This is a genomic window from Thermomonas sp. S9 (assembly GCF_024704365.1).
Classification (GTDB): Bacteria; Pseudomonadota; Gammaproteobacteria; order Xanthomonadales; family Xanthomonadaceae; genus Thermomonas.
Map to the genome: position 1 here is coordinate 1423077 of NZ_JAJDFY010000001.1, position 15545 is coordinate 1438621.

Sequence of the window (15545 nt, forward strand, 5' to 3'; positions counted from 1 at the left end):
GTGTGAATGCGCGGGGTGGTGGGAGAGTTCCGGCTGGACGGTGGCCAGGTCGCCGCGGGCCACGGGCTGGGGGCGGTGGAGGGTGTTGGCTGGCGCTCGCCGGATGGCGCGCTCGCGGTGCGCAGCTGGGGCGTGCCGCTGCCCGGGGAAGGGCTGGGCTGGCTGCAGGATCCCGCGGCCGGCGTGCTGCTGGTGGCCGATGCTGCGCTGTATGAGGCCGAGCGCCTGCGCCGTGCGCTGGGGGCGCCCGCGGACGAGGTGCGGGCGCCGCTGGCGCTGCTGCTGCATGCCTGGCACCGCTGGGGCGAGGGCCTGCTGGACCGCCTGGATGGCGACTTCGCGCTGCTGGTATGCGACTGGCGCCGGCGCCAGGTGTTCGCGGCCATCGATCCGATCGGAATGCGCTCGCTGTTCTACCGGTTCGATCCTGCGCGCGGGATCGCGTTCGGCACCACGCCCGAGGCCGTGGCCGAATGCTGCGGGCTGGATACGCGGATCCCGGAGCGCCGCCTGCTGGAGCCGCTGTTCGGCGCCGAGCAGCTGGCGCACCGCGAGCCCGAGATCGCCGGGGTGGAGCGGCTGCCGGCCGCGCACGTGCTGACGGCGACGCCAGGGCAGTTGCAGGTGCGGCGCTGGTGGCGGCCGGGGCAGCGCGATCCCGGTCTGGCGGCGGACGACCTCGAAGGCTGGACGGAAGGGGTGCGCTGGCATCTGGACGAAGCCGTGCGCAAGCGGCTGGCGGATGGCGTGCAGGCCGGCGTCCAGTTCAGCGGCGGGCTGGATTCGGCCGTGGTGCTGGCGCTGGCGCAGCGGCACGCACCCGGGCGGCTGCAAGCCTTTTCCCTGGTGGATCATGGTCAGGCCGACTGCCCCGAGACCCGCGCCATCGCGGCCACGTTGGCGTTTCTCGATACCCCGGCGCAGGTGATCGATCTGGCCGATCCGCAGGCATCGCCTGCGCAGGCGCGCACGGTCACCGCGCAGCTGCCGCGCTTCATCTACGGGCGCAACGGGTTTCTGCCCCTGTTCGAGCGGCAGGCGGCAAAGGCAGGCGTGCAGGTGATGATGAATGGCCTGGACGGCGACCTGCTGTTTTTCTACGAGGATCTGCTGGAGCGTCAGGTGCGCGCCGGGCGCGGCGAGGCCCTGCGCAATGCGCGGCTGCAGGATGCGCTCTCCGTCGCGCCCTGGATGGAAGCGGAAGTGCGGCGCCTGCGCGTGAGCAGCCGTTTGCCCTGGTGGCTGCGCGAGCGCATCCGCGATGTGCGGGCGCATCTGGAGGTCGCGCCCCGCCTGCGTGTGGCCTGTCTGAATCCGCAGGCCATCGCGCGCTTGAAGCTGCGCGCGCGCATGCGCGACTATCTGGCGTCGCTACGCCGGCCGCGCCCGCCGGCTTCTGGCTTGCCCACCGAGAGCTTCATGGGGCTGATCACGCAGGAGGGCACGGCCCGGTTCCAGCAGCGCATGCGGCATGCCGGGATCGAAATGCGCTGTCCGCTGCTCGATCGCGCCCTGATCGAGTTCGCGGCCTGGCTGCCGCTGGAGTTTCGCCTGCGCGAGGGGCATCTGAAATGGATCATGCGGCGCGCGGTCGCGCCGCTGCTGCCGGCCGAGGTGGTGTGGCGCGGCGACAAGGTGCACCTGGGCTCGCACTTCGACCGCCTCATGCTGCAGTCGGTACTGGATGGCATGGTGCGGAGCTTTCAGCGCGGCAGCGGCCCGGCGGTTGCGCTCTGGGTGGATCGCGCGCGCTTCCTGCGCCTGGCCCGGCGCTGGCAGGACGGGTATCTGGACGGCGTCTGGCAGCTGCGCGTGCTGGTGTTGCTGGAGCACTGGCTGCAGCACAATGCACACAAGGTGGCATGGGAGCATTGATGGGCGCGGGACGGCCAGCATGAGCGCGGGGTTTCGGGATGCGTGGCGCGCCGGCGCGCCGTGGCTGCGCCCGCATCTGCCGGCATTGGGGCTGGCCCTGCTGCTGATGCTGCTGCAGAGCATCGCGACCCTGGTGCAGCCGTGGCTGGGCGGGCAGGTGGTCGCGCGGCTGCTGCATGCGCAGGGCGTCGGCCCGCTGCTGTGGGGGCTGTTCGGCGCGTTTTCCGCGCAGGCCGTCCTGGGCTATGTCACCGCGGTGCAGCTGCAGAAAGTCAGCGGCCGGCTGGTGGCAGAGGCGGGCAGTCGCGTGTATGCCCATTTGCAGGCCTTGCCATTGGGCTGGCATCACGCTCGTCAGCGCGGCGAGGTGCTGGCGCTGCTCACCGGGGACATCCATCGGATCGGGGATTTCCTCACCGGCGCCATCCTGCCGCTGCTGCCGCTGCTGGTGACCCCTGGCCGGGGCCTGGCTGGTGATGTGGCACCTGGCGCCCCTCATCGCCTGGGCGGTGGCCCTGGCGCTGCCGTTGATCCTGCTGCTGCTCAAGCTCGCCGGCCGCCGCCTGCGGCCGCTGGGGCAGGCCACCATGCAGGCCTGGGCCGCGCAGTCCGGGCTGGCCGAGCAGAATCTGGAACTGCTGCCGGTGCTCAAGGCGTTCGCCACCGATGCCCTGGAGGCGCGCCGGTATCGGGAGGGGGCGCACCGGCTGGCGGAGGCGCAGTTGCGCCAGGTGCGCTGGCAGGGGGCGATCCTGCCGCTGGTGCAGATCGCGGGCGCCGGGCTGGTGCTGGCGCTGCTGGGGCTGGCGGGCCGGCAGATCCTGGCGGGCCAACTGCAGGTCGGCGGGCTGGTCAGCGTGTTCCTGTACGGGCTGGTGCTGGTGAACCCGCTCAGCCAGCTCGCCAGTGTCTATGGACAGGCGCAGACGGCCCGCGGTGCCGCGCAGCGGCTGCTGGAGGTGATGCGGACGGCACCGGAAGCGGATGTGGGCGATGTCGATGCCATTCCCAAAGGCGGTGATCTCGTGTTCGACCGCGTCGCCTTCGCCTATCCCGGGCGGCCGCCGCTCTTCACCGATGTCTCGCTGCGCATTCGGGCCGGGGAGACGCTGGCCATCACCGGGCCCAATGGGGCAGGCAAGAGCACCCTGGCGCATCTGCTGCTGCGCCTGCACGAGCCGCAGCGGGGCCAGATTCGCATCGGCGGGATACCGCTGGCGCGCTTTCGCCTGAGCGCCCTGCGCGGCGGGATCGGGCTGGTGTCGCAGCAGGTCCTGCTGTGGCATGCCTCGATCCGCGACAACATCGCCTACGGGCGCGCCGATGCGGACCAGGCGGCGATCGAACGGGCCGCACGCGCGGCGCGCGCGCACGACTTCATCCAGGCCCTGCCGCAGGGCTACGACACCGTGATCGGCGATCAGGGCGTGCGGCTGTCGGGCGGGCAGCGGCAGCGCATCGCCCTGGCGCGGGCACTGCTGAAGGATCCGCCGATCCTGATTCTGGATGAGGCGACCGCGATGTTCGACCCTGCTGGCGAGGCCGAATTCATCGCGGAATGCCATGCGGTGCTGCGCGAGCGCACCGTGCTGCTGATCACCCACCGCCCGGCCAGCCTGGCGCTGGCGGACCGGGTGATCCGGCTCGTGGACGGGCGTTGGGAAAAAATCGGTGATGCCCATCACGATCATGCCGAAAGCGATTAGACTGGGCCCAACTGCAGGGAAGGCAGGCCGATGTTCTCGAAGTTCCAGGGGTTCGATGCGAACTGGATGCTGGCGGCGTTCGTCCTCACCGCCGGCTTGCTGTGGGCGTTGCAGCCGCTGGCGCGGCGGCTGAACCTGCTGGACCATCCGGCCGGGCGCAAGGATCACGCCGTGCCGACCCCGGTCACCGGTGGGATCGCCATCTTCCTCGCCGTCCTGGTTCTGTTTCTCTGGAGCGGCACGCTCAGCGCGGCGGCGCTGTCGTTCCTGGCCGCTTCCGCACTGCTGATCGTGCTCGGCGTGCTGGATGACCTGTACGACCTGCGCTGGTACTGGCGCATCCTCGGCCAGACCGTGGCGGCGCTGCTGATCATCTATTGGGGCGGGGTACGGGTGGAGTACCTCGGCCCGGTGTTCGGGATGAGTCCGACCGCGTTGGGCTGGCTCTCGGTGCCGTTCACCCTCTTCGCCACCCTCGGCGTGATCAATGCGATGAACATGATCGACGGCGCCGACGGCCTGTGCGGGCTGCTCGGGCTGGCGGCGCTGGCGATGCTGACCGCGGCGGCGATCTACTCGGGCAACGAACTGCTGGCGGCGCGGCTGTCGGTGCTGGTGGGCGCGCTGGCGGGCTTTCTGCTGTGGAACATGCGCCTGCCGTGGCGGCCGCGCGCCAAGGTGTTCCTGGGCAATGCCGGCAGCGCGATGCTGGGGCTGGTGATCGCCTGGGTCAGCTTCCGCCTGACCCAGACCCCCTGCGCATCCGGTGATCCCGGTGCTGGCGCTGTGGATGCTGCCGATCCCGGTGATGGACTGCCTGGTGCTGATCGTGCGCCGGCTCAAGGAAGGGCGCTCGCCGTTCTCGGCCGATCGTAATCACATCCACCACATCCTGCAGGACGCCGGCTTCGGGCCGACCCGCGCTGCCGTGCACCTGGCCTGGGTCAGCCTGCTGCTCGGGTTCACCGCCGCCTGGCTCAAGCGCATGCAGGTGCCGCCGCCGCTGCTGCTGCTGGCCTTCGGGCTGCTGTGCGTCGGCTGGTACTGGCTGACCGCGCGCCGCGAACGCGCGGTGGCCTTCTTCCGCCGCCTGCGGCGCGCGCCGGCCTGCCCGGAAAGCCGTCGCGCCGCGCTGCCGGAAGCGGAGTGAGGCTGATTTCCGCGCGCGCGACGCCAAGTTCCCGTTCGTCGTAGGGCTCGGTTCCCGTTCGTGGTGAGCCTGTCGAACCATGAACGGGAATGGCGATCGGCCTGATCCTGCCGCGGCGCCCTTCGACACGCTCGGGGCGAACGGGGCAGCCGCTTATTCCAGCTGATCCGCCGCCCAGGCGGCGTCCAGTGCTTCCATCGCGTCCAGCGGCTTGCACTTGCTCGCTTTTTCGTAGGCCGCGGCGGCGGCGTCCTCGTTGCGGCGTTCGTCCAGCAACAGCAGCACGTTGCCGTGCTCGACGTGCGCGATCGGCGAAGCCGGGGTCAGCTTCAGCGCGGTGGCGATGTGCTTTTCGGCTTCCACAGCCTTGGCGCCGTAGGTCAGGCCGGCCAGCATCGCGCCGATCTTGGCGACGATCTCGGCGTGGTACACCGCCATCGCGGTATGCGCCTCGGCATGCTTGGGGGCCAGCTCCAGCGCGGTGTCCAGCGCCGTGCGCACCTTGCCGGCGATGCCCAGCTTCAGCGCCTTGGCGATCGACAAGCCCTGGCTGTAGCGGCCGAGGGCGAATGCCAGCCGGTAGTGGCTGTTGGCCTCGTCCGGCAGTGCCTGCACCGCCGTCTCGGCCAGTGCGGCGGCGCGCTCGAAGCGCTTGAGCTTTTCATCGTCGTCGTCCACCAGGTAGGTGGCGTGGATGCCGATGGCCTTCACCGCCACCGAGGCGCCGACCGGCCCCAGCGCCTCGCCGGCGCGGAACGCGGCCTGGAAATCGCCGCGATGGAAGGCCCGCCAGGCCTCCTGCAGCGCGGTCGCCAGCGCGTCGGCATCCAGTTTGGGGGCGGCCTTGCCCGCCGCTTTCAGCAGCGCGGCGGCGCGCTTCGCGTCGGGATAGGGCTCGCCATCGCCGGCGTGCAGCTTGGGCCAGGCGTTCTTCAACGCCTCGCCCGCATACGCGAACGGCTTGGCATCGTGCGGGAAGGGCGCCCAGGCGGCGGCTTTCTTGCTGGCCATGCGGAAGGTCCTGTCGGGAAGCGCGAAGGCCAGCATCCTGCGGGCGGCGGCGGCTGGCAAGAGGGGCGTGGGGCTCGGTGGGGGTAGTGTGTTTGCTCCAGCCGCCGGCCGCACCCTGCGGCCATCGCGCCCGGGAGGAAGCCCGCCATGCCCGCATCCCGCAAGCCCGCCCCGCGCCGGCTGCCGCTGCTGCGGTTCGTGCCGACCGCCCGCCACTGGTGGCTGGCCGCCCTGGGCCTGCTGGCGCGGGTGCGGCGGACGCCGCGACCGCCGCGCGATCAGTCGAGGTAGGCGCGGGTCAGGGTGTTGAGGTGGACGCGCTCGGCGTCGCGCAGGAACGGGGCGATCAGCATCATCACCTGCACGATGCCGTCGCGGATCGAGGCCTGCTCGTCGCGGTCGCCGCGCGCGGCGGCGTAGTTCATCCAGAAGGTGGCCACCACCAGCACGTTGGTGGCCGCGGCGTCCAGCTCGTCGGCCGAGGCGCGCATCACCCCGGCCTGCACCAGCCCTCGCATCACCGCATGTGCCTGTTCGTCGGCGCGCTTGAGGATGCGCGCGAAGCGCAGGCGCAGGCGCCGGTTGCGGCTGAGGATGTCCACCAGGTCGCGGTACAGGAAGCGGTAGTCCCAGATGCACTCGAACACCAGGTGCAGCTGCAGCTCAGACATCCTCCAGCCCCGGCAGCCGCCCTTCCGGTGCCGACAGCGCGGCATCCATCCGCGCCTCGTAGCCGGCGAACAGCTGCTCGATGATGTCGTCCTTGTTGCGGAAGTGGTAGTACAGGTTGCCGGGGCTGATCTCCAGCTCGTCGGCGATGTGGTTGGTGGTGACGTTCGGCTCGCCCTGCGCGTTGAACATGGCAAGTGCGGCATCGAGGATGCGCTGGCGGGTCTGGCGGGCCATCGGCGGCGACGGGCGCGGGTCAGGCGGTCAGCTTCTTCACTAGGTCCACGTACTTCTGCATCGCCTCGTCCTGCGAAGTGCCCTTCAGCTTGGCCCAGGCCTCGTACTTGGCGGTGCCCACGAAGTCGAAGAACCCGGGCTTGGGGCCGCTGACGTCGCCTTCCGAACCCTGCTTGTAAAGCGCGTACAGGCGCAGCAGGGTGTCGTTGTCGGGGCGCTCGGACAGGGTCTTGATGTCCTGCGCGGCTTGCTCGAACAGGGCTTTGAGGTCGGCCATGGTGGTTCCCCGTGCTGTTGGAAGCGGCATATCAGCATGCACCCGGTGGCCGGTCAATACGCGGGGGAATTGTCGGGCGCGCGCGGCTCTGGCAACGTAGGCCGGAGGCGGCGCACCATCGCGCCGATGACATCCTGGGGAGCGCGCAATGGCTTACTTCGTCACCGGCGGCACCGGCTTCATCGGCCGTTTCCTGATCGACAACCTGCTCAAGCGCAAAGGCAGCATCCATGTGCTGGTGCGCAAGGACTCGCTGAAGAAGTTCGAGGCGCTGGCCAGGCAGCGCGGCTGGGACCGCAAGCGCGTGCTGCCGGTCACCGGCGAGATGACCGGAGCGCGCTGCGGGCTGTCCGCCGCCCAGCTGCGCGCGCTGTCCGGCAAGGTCAGGCATTTCTTCCACCTGGCCGCGATCTACGACATGGCCGCCAGCGCCGAGAGCATGCGCGCGGCCAACGTCGAGGGCACCCGCAATGCGCTGGAGCTGGCGGGGGCGCTGGATGCCGGCTGCTTCCACCACGTCAGCTCGATCGCCGCGGCGGGGCTGTACCCGGGCGTGTTCCGCGAGGACATGTTCGAGGAGGCCGAAGGGCTGGACGATCCCTACCTGCGCACCAAGCATGAGTCCGAGGGGCTGGTGCGCGCCGAGCAGCGCATCAAGTGGCGCATCTACCGCCCGGGCATGGTGGTGGGCCACTCGCAGACCGGCGAGATCGACAAGATCGACGGCCCGTACTACTTCTTCACCTTCCTCAAGAAGCTGCGCCAGGCGCTGCCGCCGTGGATGCCGATGCTGGGCATCGAGGGCGGGCGCATCAACATCGTGCCGGTGGATTTCGTGGCCGATGCGCTCGACCACATCGCGCACAAGCCGCGGCTGGACGGGCACTGCTTCCACCTCACCGATCCCGAGCCGCTGCGGGTGGGCGAGGTGCTGAATGTGTTTGCGCGCGCCGGGCATGCGCCGGAGATGAGCATGCGCATCGACGCGCGCATGTTCGCGTTCGTGCCCGGCAGCGTGCGCATGGCGGTCGGCGGCCTGCCGCCGGTGCGGCGCTTCATGACCATGCTGCTGCGCGACTTCCGCATCCCCAAGGAAGTGCTGAAGTTCATCACCTATCCCACCCGCTTCGACAACCGCGAGGCCGAGCGCGCGCTCAAGGGCAGCGGGATCGCGGTGCCGCGGCTGGAGGACTACGCGTGGCGGCTGTGGGATTACTGGGAGCGCCACCTCGACCCCGACCTGTTCATCGACCGCAGCCTGAAGGGCAAGGTCAAGGGCAAGGTGGTGGTGATCACCGGCGGTTCCTCGGGGATTGGCCTGGCCACCGCGCAGAAAGTGGCGGCGGCGGGCGCGACCACCGTGATCGTGGCGCGCGGCGAAGAGGAGCTGTTCAAGGCGCGCGATGCGATGAAGGCGGCCGGCGGCAAGGTGTTCGCCTACACCGCCGACCTCGCGGACATGGCCGACTGCGACCGCCTGGTGGCGACCGTGCTCAAGGAGCATGGGCACGTGGACATCCTGGTCAACAACGCCGGCCGCTCGATCCGGCGTTCGATCGAGCTCAGCTACGACCGCTTCCACGACTTCGAGCGCACCATGCAGCTGAACTACTTCGGCAGCCTGCGCCTGATCATGGGCTTCATGCCGTCGATGACCCACCGCCGCAAGGGCCACATCATCAACATCAGCTCGATCGGGGTGCTGGCGAATTCGCCGCGGTTCTCGGCCTACGTCGCCAGCAAGGCGGCGCTGGATGCGTTCAGCCGCTGCGCGCAGGGTGAGCTGTCGGGCAAGGGCATCTGCTTCACCACCATCAACATGCCGCTGGTGAAGACGCCGATGATCGCACCGACCAAGATGTACGACAGCGTGCCGACCCTGACCCCGGACGAGGCCGCCGACCTGGTGGTGAAGGGCATCATCGAGAAGCCCAGCCGGATCGCGACCCGCCTGGGCATCTTCGCGGCGGTGATCAATGCGCTGGCACCGAAGGCCTACGAGGCGGTGATGAACACCGCGTTCGAGCTGTTCCCGGATTCCGCCGCGGCCAAGGGCGACAAGCAGGCGCTGCGCGATGAGACGCCCAGCCAGGAGCAGATCGCGTTCGCGGCGCTGATGCGCGGGGTGCACTGGTAGGGCGCAGCCGGGGAGCAGGCGCCCGGCCGTTCCCGTTCATGGTTCGACAGGCTCACCACGAACGGGAGCGCGCGCTCACGCGAACGGGGACGTGGGAGCATTCGGATCGGGAGGCTGCGTGGTCGCACCCGACGGGAGCGCGCGCTTTACGGCCCGCGTGGCCGGCCCGGGATCAGTAGGTGCGGCACTGCTTGAAGCGCACCGGCTTCTTGCTGCCGGCCGGTGGCTGCAGCTGCACGCGCGAGGCGGCCAGTTCCGGATAGCGCTCCAGCAGCGGGCACAGCTCGCTCACCGGATCGGCATCCTCGCTGTTGAGGTATACCAGCAGCGTGGACTGGGTGGACCACAGCGCGCGATCCACGCCGAACAGGGTGGAGATGGCGTTGGCGGCCTCGCGCCGGCGCTGCTCGAGCTGGGCGGGGTCGGTGGGGATCGCCTCCATCGCCATCGGCGCCTGCGCGGCGGCCTTGGCCTTGGCGATGACCGGCGGTGGCGGCGGCATGTCGTCATCGGCGCCGCCAGCCGGCAGCAGGGCCTGCGCCAGCCCCCATGCCAGCACGCCGATCACCGCCGCGCCGCCCCAGGCCAGCAGCGGGCCGCGCGCCTGTGCGCCGGCCTGGGCCGCGTCGGTGGGCGGCTCTTCCGGATGCGCCACGTACGGCCGCACTTCCGGCCACAGGGCTTCGCCGTCGATCAGCTCGATGTTCTGCTGCAGGGCCAGGCGGGTGGCCTCTTCGTCGAAGCGGCCCGGGGTGACCACGATCACCCGGGCGGCGCCGCGCAGGGTCGCGGACTTGGCCAGCCCCAGCAGGGCCGAGGCACCCACCAGCGAGGCGGTGCCGTATTTGCTGGCGAGCAGGGCGCGCTCGCCGTCGCGCTCCAGCAGGATGTCGTTGCCGTTGGTGGGGATGCCGTCGGCCGGCATGCCGTCTTCGATCACCGGGTCGAAGCCGCGCGCATGCATCGCCTGCAGCACGAGCTTGGCGAACTCGCGCCAGTGCAGCTTGGCCAGCTGGTCGGCGCCGCGCGGCTGCGGCTGGCTGGCCTGGCGCGCCGCGCTGTTGCGCTGCAGCCAGTAGCCCAGCCCGAAGCCGGAGAGGGCGAAGACGATCAGGGCGATGACGATGGCGATCATGCGTGGACGCGGCAGTTCGGGGGGATGCGAGGGGCGTCACTATACGTCAGGGACGCGAAACGGGGCCGCGGGCAGGCCATTCTCGCGGGATTCCAGAGACGGCTTCCTGAAAACGCAACGCCCCCGCAGGGCGGGGGCATCGGGCAGTGCGGGAAGGGTTTACTGGGCCTGTTCGGCGGAAGCGGCCGGCTTGGCCGTGGATTGGGCCGGTGCCTTGCGCGTCACCTTGCGCGCGGTCCGCGTGACTTTCGCAGCCGCCTTGCGCGCCGGTTTGGCGGCCTTGGCCGGCTTGCCGGTGGTTTTCTTCGCCGCTGCGGATTTGGCCGGCGCGCCGCCGCTGGCCTTGCGCACGGCCTCGGTCAGGCGTTCCACCCGCTCGCTCAGCGCCTGCAGGTCGTCGCGGCCGGGCACGCCCAGTTTCACCAGCGCGCGCTGCACCCGGTCCTCGAACACCTTTTCCAGCTTGTCCCAGGTGTCGGCGGCGCGTTCGCGGGCCTGGCCGACCTGGCCTTCCACCGCATCACGCACGGCGTTGGCGCGGCTGCCGGCGAACTGGCGCGCGGTCTGCTCCAGCGACAGCCCGTCGCGGACCAGGGTTTCGAACAGCTTGCCGCCTTCGGCCTGGGCACGGGTGAAAGCGCCCATGCCGGCCAGCCAGATCTGCTGCGCGGATTCGGTGAGGCTCCTGGGGTTGAACGCGACGTGCAGCTTGCCGGCGGCGCCGGCCTTGCCCTTGCTGCCGCCGGCCGGCTTGCTGCCCGGCTTGCGGGTGGTCTTGGCGGCGGTCTTCTTCAGCTTGGCCATGGTGGAGCCTCCCTGCGTCGATGGACGCGTGCGGTGTGGATTCCAGGGCAGGATCGGCGCGCTGTCTAGAGCATTCACACCATGCGTTGACGCAGGCCGTGTTCGAGGTCGTCCAGGGCACGCGCCAGGCGCGCGGTGGTGACGGTGGCGCGGCGCGCGGGCGGCAGGTGCGCGACGATCGAGCGCGGGCGGTCGGCGATCACGTCTTCGCGCAGATGGATGCCATGCCGCGCCAGCAGCGGTGCGAGCTCTGCGCGGCGGCGGCGCAGGTCGGCCAGGGTGTTGCGGTAGGCCAACTGCGAGATGCGGCGGCGCGCCGAGAAGCTGAAGATGTTGGTGTAGAACAGCTCGCGGTCGCCGGCATTGGGTTCGAACACCAGCTGGTCGATCCCCGGGTACTGCTGCGGATAGCGTGCCAGCCCCACCTGCATGCGCGACTGCAGCATGGTGCGCAGGGTCTGCGAGAGCACGCCGGGCAGCCCGCCCTGGGCGATCCGGCGGTCGCTGAAGCGGTGGGCCTCGGCCTGCGCGCCGGCATCGGTGGCGGGGTTGAACGGCACCAGCGGGTTGATCCCCAGCATCAGGTCGATCCCGCGATTCAGCACCATCGAGGCGTGCATGGTGCGGCGCAGGGCCCCGTCCACCACATGGCGCACGCGGCCGCGGCGGTCGCGCAGTTCCACCGGTGGATAAAGCCCCGGCAGCGCGGCGCTGGCCTGCACGGCGCGCGAGATCGGTACATCGTCCCAGCCAGGCGCGCCGAAGGGGATGGTTTCGCCGCTGTCCAGATCCACCCCGATCACGTACAGCGGGCGTCCGAGTGTGCGGAAATCGTTGCTGCGGCCGCGGCGGGTGAAGACCTCGCGCAGGAAGCGTTCCACCGCCGCGTTGTCGAACAGCCCGGTCGGCACCAGGCTGCCGGCGCGGGTGATCAGGTCGGACCAGCGCGAATCGGTGCGGCCGGACCAGGCATCGCGCAGCAGGCGCGCGCTGAGCCGCGGCAGCGAGGCGGCGCGCGCCAGGTATTCGCCCAGCGCCGGGCGCAGGAAGGTCTCCGGGCGGAAGCGCACGTCCGGGTCGTCGCCGGTGATGAAGATCCGGCACAGGGTGGCGGTGTCCATGCCGTTGGCCAGGCCGGCGGCGAAGAATGCGCCCGAGCTGACCCCGACGTAGCTGTCCAGGCGGGTGAGGTCCAGGCCCTCGCAGGCTTCGTCCAGCGCGCGCAGCGCGCCCAGTTCGTACATCGCGCCGACCGGGCCGCCGCCGGCGATCGCCAGCCCGATGCGGGGCGGCGGGTGGGCGGGGCGCGGGGCGTGGGCGGTGTGCAGGGACAGCATGCAGGGAAGCGATCGACGGCGAAAACCGGGCAGGGGCGAGTGTATACCCTTGCGTATGGGCGGTTGCGCCGGACGCGCGGACGGCCCGACACTGGCGGTATGCCGTCCTCCCGTTCCGACCTGCAGGCGCGGCTGCAACGGCGCCTGCAGCTGCACCAGCGCCTGTGTGATCCCGCCTGCGAGCCGCGCAACCGCCTGCCGTGGCTGCCGCGCCTGCAGCGCTGGCAGGCGCAGCGGCTGGAACGGAGCTTCGCGGCGTTCCTGCGCGATCCGGCGCAGCGCCCGGCCGCGCGCTTCTTCCTCACCGACGTGTACGGCGACCGCGATTTCCGCCAGCGCGATGCCGACATCGCGCGGGTGCTGCCGATGATGCAGCGGCTGCTGCCCGAACCCTTGCTGCAGACGCTGGCGGAGGCGATCGCGCTGGCGGCGCTCAGTCATGCCTTCGACCTGCGCATGGCGCAGGCGCTAGAGGCGCTGGTGCCGGCCGGGCGCGCGCTGGATGCGGACCTGTACGCGCAGGCCTATCGCCGGGTCGGGCATCCGCGCCTGCGTGCGCGCCAGATCGCGCTGATCGCGGAGGTCGGCGGCGGCCTGGCCGCGGCGCTGCGGATGCCGGGCGTGGGCCGCCTGCTGCGGCTGTCGCGGCTGCCGGCGCGCGCGGCCGGCCTGGGCGCGCTGCAGTCGTTTCTCGAACGCGGCTTCGAGGCGTTCGCCGCGCTGGGCGATGCGCAGGCCTTCCTGGAACGCATCCGCGGTTCGGAAACCCGGGTGATGCAGCGCCTGTTCGCGGGCGACCCGGCGCCGTTCGCGCCGGCCTGACCGGCTGCGCTCAGCGCGCCCCGAACACCAGCAGCGCCCACATCCCCGCGGCCAGCAGCAGGGCCACGACCAGCAGCCACGGCACGCGCTGGCTCCAGTGTCGGAGCGGGGCAGGCGGCGCCTCCGCGGGCGGCTCCGGCAGCGGATCGGTCGCCACCGCCGACGGCGGCGGGCCTTCCAGCACGAAGCGGTGACGGCCACCGAATACCAGCTGGTCGCCCGCCTGCAGCACCGCCTGGCGCGCCGGGGTGCCGTTCACCAGCACCTCGGCCGCGGTCTGGTGCAGCAGCGGCTGGCCGTCCACCAGCTCCAGCACGGCATGCTCGGGGGCGATGCCGTGATCGTCGATGCGCAGGTCGGCGCGCGCGCTGCTGCCGATCCGGCGCGGTTTTTCCAGGCTCAGGCTGCGGCCGTGGTGGTCGCCGCCGATCCCGCGCAGCACCAGCCGCAGCGACCCTTCCCCGGTCGCGCCGGAGACGCCGGCAGCGGCTGTTCGCCGCGCGTGCCGACCAGCAGCAGTTCCTGGCCATCGACGTGGATGCTGTCGCCGGCGCGCAGCATGGCCAGCTGCTGCACCGGGCGGCCGTTGACGTGGATGCCGCGCGTGCCCGGCGCCACCGTCATCCAGATGCCGCGGCGGTCATGGCAGAGCTGCAGCAGCCACGGGCCATCGCTGGCCACCGGCGCCAGCCCGGCGCCCTGGCGCGCGAGCGCATGCACGCCGGTGTCCAGCGGCAGGTCGGGGCGGGAGTCGTCGCAGAAGCGCAGGCGCAGGGCAGTCATCGCCGCGCAATCTAGCATGCAGGCGCGCGGTTTCCGCTTTCGCGGCGGACCGCGCGTGGGCGGTTGTCGCGGCCTGCGGGCTGCCGGCAGAATGCGGCATCGCCCACGCCTGCCGAGTCGCCATGTCCCGCATCGATATCCGCCATGCCCACGCGCTGTCCAAGGCACAGGCCCGCAAGGCGGTGGAGGAGGTGGCACACAAGCTGCAGGAGCGTTTCCAGGTGGACTACGCCTGGCAGGGCGATGCCCTGCATTTCTCGCGCTCCGGGGTGGACGGGCAGATCGAGGTGCAGGACAAGGCGCTGCACGTGCACGCCAGGCTGGGCTTGCTCGCGGCGATGTTCAAGGAGCCGATCGAGGCCGAAATCCGGCGCGTGCTCAAAGAGCGCTTCTGAGCAGCGCCGCGGGCGCGCCGGGCTGCTGCGCTGCGGCATACTTGCGGCTTCCCTCCATGGCTGGACCTTCCACGATGACCCGCGCCTACAACTTCAGTCCCGGCCCGGCGATGCTGCCTGAGCCGGTGTTGCGGCAGGCGCAGGCGACGCTGCTGGAGTACGCCGACGCCGGCGCCTCGATCCTGGAAATCAGCCACCGCGGACCGGAGTTCCTCGCGGTCGCGCGCCAGGCCGAGGCCGACCTGCGCGCGCTGCTGGCGATCCCCGACGACTACGCGGTGCTGTTCACGGCGGGCGGGGCGACCACGGTGCAGGCGCTGCTGCCGCTGAACTTCGCCGCGCCAGGCCAGCCCTGCGACTACGTGATCAGCGGGCACTGGGGCAAGACCGCGCTGAAGCAGGCCGCGCCCTGCGTGGAGGCGCGCATCGCCGCCAGCAGCGAGGCCGGCGGCTTTCGCGACCTGCCACCACGCGCGCGGTGGCGGCTCTCGGACGCTGCGGCCTACGTCCACGTCACCGCCAACGAGACCATCCACGGCGTGGAGTGGCGCGACATCCCGGAAGCGGGCGAAGTGCCGCTGGTCGCGGACTTCAGCTCCTCGATCGCCTCCGGGCCGCTGGATCTGACGAAGTTCGGCGTCGTCTATGCCGGCGCGCAGAAGAACCTCGGGCCGGTCGGCATCACCGTCGTCATCATCCGCCGCGACCTGCTGGAGCGCGCCGGGCGCCGCGCGCGCCGATCCTCGACTACCGCGCCCAGCTGGCGGCCGAGTCGATGCTCAACACCCCGCCGAGCTGGAACTGGTACGTGCTGGGCCTGACCGTGCGCTGGATGCTGGACGAAGGCGGCGTGGCCGAGTTCGCCTGCCGCACTGCGCGCAAGGCGGCGCTGCTGTATGCCGCCATCGATGGCTCCGGTGGGTTCTATCGCAACGAAGTCGCTGCTGTTGCGCGCTCGCGCATGAACGTGCCGTTTTTCCTGCACGATCCGGCGCTGGATCCGGTCTTTCTGGCCGAAGCCCGCCAGGCCGGGTTGATCGGTCTGAAGGGCCACCGTGTGCTCGGCGGAATGCGCGCCTCCCTCTACAACGCGATGCCGGAGGCCGGCGTGCAGGCCCTGGCCGAGTTCATGCGCGAGTTCCAGGCCCGCCATGGCTGAGGCGTCGGATGTGGTTGATCGCGCGGCTGGCCACGCCATGTGCACGCG

General features: G+C 71.0%; 17 protein-coding genes and 1 pseudogene. 9 read left to right on the forward strand and 9 right to left on the reverse strand.

The window, feature by feature from the left end; genetic code table 11:
* Positions 1 to 6 precede the first annotated feature (6 nt).
* The 4 genes from LJB71_RS07075 (at position 7) to LJB71_RS07090 (ending at position 4731) form a co-directional block, all read left to right on the forward strand.
* Positions 7 to 1875 carry an asparagine synthase-related protein gene (locus LJB71_RS07075; RefSeq protein ID WP_259303631.1) on the forward strand — a complete coding sequence of 623 codons (1869 nt, stop codon included), beginning with the start codon at positions 7 to 9 and terminating at the stop codon, positions 1873 to 1875.
* A 476-nt stretch (positions 1876 to 2351) separates the two neighbouring features.
* Positions 2352 to 3581: an ABC transporter ATP-binding protein gene (locus LJB71_RS07080; RefSeq protein ID WP_259303632.1), complete on the forward strand. Its 1230-nt coding sequence runs from the start codon at positions 2352 to 2354 to the stop codon at positions 3579 to 3581.
* Positions 3582 to 3611: 30 nt separating this feature from the next.
* Positions 3612 to 4457: an MraY family glycosyltransferase gene (locus tag LJB71_RS07085; protein ID WP_259303633.1), complete on the forward strand. Its 846-nt coding sequence runs from the start codon at positions 3612 to 3614 to the stop codon at positions 4455 to 4457.
* Complete coding sequence (locus LJB71_RS07090) at positions 4402 to 4731, forward strand: hypothetical protein (RefSeq protein WP_259303634.1); 330 nt, start codon at positions 4402 to 4404, stop codon at positions 4729 to 4731. The genes LJB71_RS07085 and LJB71_RS07090 overlap by 56 nt, the downstream gene beginning before the upstream one ends.
* A 153-nt stretch (positions 4732 to 4884) precedes the next feature.
* Here the strand turns inward: LJB71_RS07090 and LJB71_RS07095 are convergent, their stop codons facing one another.
* Complete coding sequence (locus tag LJB71_RS07095) at positions 4885 to 5742, reverse strand: hypothetical protein (RefSeq protein WP_259303635.1); 858 nt, start codon at positions 5740 to 5742, stop codon at positions 4885 to 4887.
* Between the two features lie 147 nt (positions 5743 to 5889).
* Between LJB71_RS07095 and LJB71_RS07100 the strand changes: the two genes are divergently transcribed.
* Entirely contained in the window at positions 5890 to 6033 is a 144-nt protein-coding gene (locus LJB71_RS07100) for a hypothetical protein (protein WP_259303636.1), read from the forward strand.
* Here LJB71_RS07100 and LJB71_RS07105 read toward each other — a convergent pair.
* From LJB71_RS07105 to LJB71_RS07115, 3 genes are read right to left on the reverse strand one after another with little or no spacing between them, the layout of a single operon-like run.
* The gene (locus LJB71_RS07105) at positions 6021 to 6413 is read right to left on the reverse strand and encodes a TetR/AcrR family transcriptional regulator (RefSeq protein ID WP_259303637.1); all 393 of its coding nucleotides are present in this window, start codon (positions 6411 to 6413) and stop codon (positions 6021 to 6023) included. The genes LJB71_RS07100 and LJB71_RS07105 overlap by 13 nt on opposite strands.
* Positions 6406 to 6648 carry a TetR/AcrR family transcriptional regulator gene (locus LJB71_RS07110; protein WP_259303638.1) on the reverse strand — a complete coding sequence of 81 codons (243 nt, stop codon included), beginning with the start codon at positions 6646 to 6648 and terminating at the stop codon, positions 6406 to 6408. The genes LJB71_RS07105 and LJB71_RS07110 overlap by 8 nt, the downstream gene beginning before the upstream one ends.
* A gap of 19 nt (positions 6649 to 6667) precedes the next feature.
* On the reverse strand, positions 6668 to 6925 hold the full coding sequence (locus LJB71_RS07115) for an acyl-CoA-binding protein (protein WP_259303639.1): 258 nt from the start codon (positions 6923 to 6925) through the stop codon (positions 6668 to 6670).
* Between the two features lie 148 nt (positions 6926 to 7073).
* On the opposite strand from LJB71_RS07115, the gene LJB71_RS07120 reads away from it, so the two are divergent.
* On the forward strand, positions 7074 to 9062 hold the full coding sequence (locus tag LJB71_RS07120; protein WP_259303640.1) for an SDR family oxidoreductase: 1989 nt from the start codon (positions 7074 to 7076) through the stop codon (positions 9060 to 9062).
* Positions 9063 to 9234: 172 nt separating this feature from the next.
* Here the strand turns inward: LJB71_RS07120 and LJB71_RS07125 are convergent, their stop codons facing one another.
* From LJB71_RS07125 to LJB71_RS07135, 3 genes are all read right to left on the reverse strand, one after another.
* A complete protein-coding gene (locus LJB71_RS07125) occupies positions 9235 to 10197 on the reverse strand; it encodes a restriction endonuclease (protein WP_259303641.1) in 963 nt (320 codons plus the stop codon).
* Between the two features lie 159 nt (positions 10198 to 10356).
* Entirely contained in the window at positions 10357 to 11001 is a 645-nt protein-coding gene (locus LJB71_RS07130; protein ID WP_259303642.1) for a phasin family protein, read from the reverse strand.
* 74 nt (positions 11002 to 11075) lie between these two features.
* Positions 11076 to 12338: a patatin-like phospholipase family protein gene (locus LJB71_RS07135; protein ID WP_259303643.1), complete on the reverse strand. Its 1263-nt coding sequence runs from the start codon at positions 12336 to 12338 to the stop codon at positions 11076 to 11078.
* A 99-nt stretch (positions 12339 to 12437) separates the two neighbouring features.
* Here LJB71_RS07135 and LJB71_RS07140 point away from each other — a divergent pair, with 99 nt between their 5' ends.
* Positions 12438 to 13160: a hypothetical protein gene (locus LJB71_RS07140; protein WP_259303644.1), complete on the forward strand. Its 723-nt coding sequence runs from the start codon at positions 12438 to 12440 to the stop codon at positions 13158 to 13160.
* A gap of 10 nt (positions 13161 to 13170) precedes the next feature.
* Here the strand turns inward: LJB71_RS07140 and LJB71_RS07145 are convergent, their stop codons facing one another.
* Positions 13171 to 13602, reverse strand: a complete 432-nt coding sequence (locus tag LJB71_RS07145; RefSeq protein ID WP_259303645.1) for an FHA domain-containing protein — start codon at positions 13600 to 13602, stop codon at positions 13171 to 13173.
* Positions 13560 to 13943 carry a hypothetical protein gene (locus LJB71_RS07150; protein ID WP_259303646.1) on the reverse strand — a complete coding sequence of 128 codons (384 nt, stop codon included), beginning with the start codon at positions 13941 to 13943 and terminating at the stop codon, positions 13560 to 13562. The genes LJB71_RS07145 and LJB71_RS07150 overlap by 43 nt, the downstream gene beginning before the upstream one ends.
* A gap of 122 nt (positions 13944 to 14065) precedes the next feature.
* Here LJB71_RS07150 and LJB71_RS07155 point away from each other — a divergent pair, with 122 nt between their 5' ends.
* Both LJB71_RS07155 and serC read left to right on the forward strand, forming a co-directional pair.
* Complete coding sequence (locus tag LJB71_RS07155; RefSeq protein WP_259303647.1) at positions 14066 to 14338, forward strand: polyhydroxyalkanoic acid system family protein; 273 nt, start codon at positions 14066 to 14068, stop codon at positions 14336 to 14338.
* 74 nt (positions 14339 to 14412) lie between these two features.
* A pseudogene (gene serC / locus LJB71_RS07160) lies at positions 14413 to 15497 on the forward strand (3-phosphoserine/phosphohydroxythreonine transaminase).
* Positions 15498 to 15545 lie beyond the last annotated feature (48 nt).

Bases quoted from the DNA above. Each gene is read 5' to 3' on its own strand.
- LJB71_RS07075 (WP_259303631.1), top strand. From the start codon at position 7: ATGCGCGGGGTGGTGGGAGAGTTCCGGCTGGACGGTGGCCAGGTCGCC.
- LJB71_RS07080 (WP_259303632.1), top strand. From the start codon at position 2,352: ATGTGGCACCTGGCGCCCCTCATCGCCTGGGCGGTGGCCCTGGCGCTG.
- LJB71_RS07085 (WP_259303633.1), top strand. From the start codon at position 3,612: ATGTTCTCGAAGTTCCAGGGGTTCGATGCGAACTGGATGCTGGCGGCG.
- LJB71_RS07095 (WP_259303635.1), bottom strand. From the start codon at position 5,742: ATGGCCAGCAAGAAAGCCGCCGCCTGGGCGCCCTTCCCGCACGATGCC.
- LJB71_RS07100 (WP_259303636.1), top strand. From the start codon at position 5,890: ATGCCCGCATCCCGCAAGCCCGCCCCGCGCCGGCTGCCGCTGCTGCGG.
- LJB71_RS07105 (WP_259303637.1), bottom strand. From the start codon at position 6,413: ATGTCTGAGCTGCAGCTGCACCTGGTGTTCGAGTGCATCTGGGACTAC.
- LJB71_RS07110 (WP_259303638.1), bottom strand. From the start codon at position 6,648: ATGGCCCGCCAGACCCGCCAGCGCATCCTCGATGCCGCACTTGCCATG.
- LJB71_RS07115 (WP_259303639.1), bottom strand. From the start codon at position 6,925: ATGGCCGACCTCAAAGCCCTGTTCGAGCAAGCCGCGCAGGACATCAAG.
- LJB71_RS07120 (WP_259303640.1), top strand. From the start codon at position 7,074: ATGGCTTACTTCGTCACCGGCGGCACCGGCTTCATCGGCCGTTTCCTG.
- LJB71_RS07125 (WP_259303641.1), bottom strand. From the start codon at position 10,197: ATGATCGCCATCGTCATCGCCCTGATCGTCTTCGCCCTCTCCGGCTTC.
- LJB71_RS07130 (WP_259303642.1), bottom strand. From the start codon at position 11,001: ATGGCCAAGCTGAAGAAGACCGCCGCCAAGACCACCCGCAAGCCGGGC.
- LJB71_RS07135 (WP_259303643.1), bottom strand. From the start codon at position 12,338: ATGCTGTCCCTGCACACCGCCCACGCCCCGCGCCCCGCCCACCCGCCG.
- LJB71_RS07140 (WP_259303644.1), top strand. From the start codon at position 12,438: ATGCCGTCCTCCCGTTCCGACCTGCAGGCGCGGCTGCAACGGCGCCTG.
- LJB71_RS07150 (WP_259303646.1), bottom strand. From the start codon at position 13,943: ATGACTGCCCTGCGCCTGCGCTTCTGCGACGACTCCCGCCCCGACCTG.
- LJB71_RS07155 (WP_259303647.1), top strand. From the start codon at position 14,066: ATGTCCCGCATCGATATCCGCCATGCCCACGCGCTGTCCAAGGCACAG.